The 1,980-nt window shown below is 61.6% G+C and carries 1 protein-coding gene; it reads left to right on the top strand.

The features are described 5' to 3' along the window. Positions 1 to 295 precede the first annotated feature (295 nt). On the top strand, positions 296 to 796 hold the full coding sequence (locus AB0I38_RS40270; protein WP_358496173.1) for a hypothetical protein: 501 nt from the start codon (positions 296 to 298) through the stop codon (positions 794 to 796). Positions 797 to 1,980 lie beyond the last annotated feature (1,184 nt).

Raw genomic sequence — 1,980 nt, 5'->3', positions numbered from 1 at the left:
GCGAGAACTGCCTGCGACGCCTCGTCACGTACCTACCTCTTCCAGACTTCTGTCAGCTTATGTAGCTGACTGTCCGAAATCTGCTGGGCACCTCAAGGTCAACGCACGCGCCCCGCCATGATCGGTCGGTTTGCAAGCAGGATGTCAGCGGTTCGAATCCGCTAGGCTCCACTCCACGTCGAAGGCCACTTCCCATGATCGGGAGTGGCCTTTTCGATCTTGTACAGCTGCAAAGTACAGCTACACGCTCAGTCGGGGTAGCACGGCAACGAGCGAGTCCACGATCATGCTGTACGTGGCGATGCTCCGGTTACTGGCGATCGGCCTTCTCAGCGGTGTTGTGGTGCCGTTCCTGTGGCTGCAACGTGGCGACGGCTTCCAGCATGCATCGCTAACGGCTCTGACGGCGCTTGTACTCGGCCAGTTCCTGACCGTTCCTGCCGGGTTGGTGGTGGGCTTGGTGCTTGCTGCCAAGGGAACGTGGACGCGTACCCCTGGCTATGTTCTGGGTGCGATCACAATCGTGTTCGGGGTGATCGTCGCCATTCGGTCCTGGTCCACGATGAGCTGGCTCGATGGGGGACCGGCCGGGCTTGGGGATCCGGAGGAGGAGTCCTTGACGATGTTTCTTGCCTCTTTCTCCGGTGGGGTCACGACTCTCGTCGGTGTCTCCATCGTCTTGTTCCGATGGGCTGGCTACAATTCGCAAGCCGCCCCGGTGCGTCAACGGGGTCCACGTAGGTACGGTCGGGCGAGACGTAAGTCTTTGTCCCACGTCAAAGGCCATTCTCCGTGATCGAGAAAATGGCCTCGTTCACCGTCATCACACTGCCGGAACTGGCCGACGCCGCACAGGCCGCCAACACTCACCTACTCGACGACCCCAGTTCAGAGTGACCGAGCGACTTGCCGAATTGTTCTTATAGGTGATCAAGGCGGCGGCGCTCGCCGCCGCACGGCCCGCCGCCCGTCAGGGCGTGCGGCGTGGGCGCCGGTCTCGAACGGCGGCGGGACTCTGGGCCGCCCGCCACTCCACGCCCCGCCGTACCGCTACTCACCCGCCGAATGTGGGCCGCGCCGCCGCCGGACCGCGCAGGACTTTCCGCCGGGTCGTCGCTCCACTACGTTCCGGGCCAGATGGCCAGAATCCGCAGGGTGGGCCATCCCTCTTCCCGATCCGACGATCACGATCCGTCGCGGGAGCTTACGCGGAATGCCTCACTGCTTCGCAATACGTCCTGTCTCGCCCTGCTTTGTATCAAAAGCACTCATGTGTCCCATGTATCACAGCAGTCTGATAGAGAGGGATGGACCAGACAGGCGGGAAGACCGGGCGGGGGATTGCGGCTTTCGCTATTGACGAGCTTTCCATCCTCTATCAAGATTGCGATGCACTATGCACAAGCGATCTAGAACGGGGAGAACATGGCAGCAAGTTGTCGTTGCGGCGCACCTGTAAGACGCTGCGAAAAGTGTAACGGTGATGGCAAGGCCATCTTCGGTGAGTGCGGATACTGCAGTGGAACCGGTTTTCAATGTCCCGAGCACGAGGGCGACTGGACTTAGGCTCGATTCGTCAGCGGCCTGTGTCGTGTGAGTGGCTCCGCAGTTTGCTCGTAATGTTCCCTGTGCGGGCAGGGTGGGCCGTCGCGTGACGCTGCGGGGGCGCCCGGCTCCTCGGGCCCATGGTCTCCTTCCTTGGCGTTGGGGCTGGGGCAGGGCTTGAGGAGTTCTCGGATGTTGCGACAGTCAGGCGAGAAGTTGCAGGTCACAGGTTGATCGCGCACGGCATGGCGGCCGAAGGAGCCGTACCACAGGCAGCAGCCGAATCGTTCGACTCCACCCTCAAGGTCGAATACGTCCACCGGCACCACTTCGCCACCCGCCAGTACTACATCGGTAGATCTTTAAGTCGTTCGCCAGCGTGACTGTGGGTGTATCGGCGATGGTCTGCGAGTGACCTTGTGCCTCACCTACGAT

Source organism: Nonomuraea cavernae, assembly GCF_040655715.1.
Taxonomy (GTDB): Bacteria; Actinomycetota; Actinomycetes; order Streptosporangiales; family Streptosporangiaceae; genus Nonomuraea; species Nonomuraea cavernae_A.
Note: the sequence above shows the minus strand (reverse complement) of the source record. Positions and strands in the feature narration are given on the sequence as shown.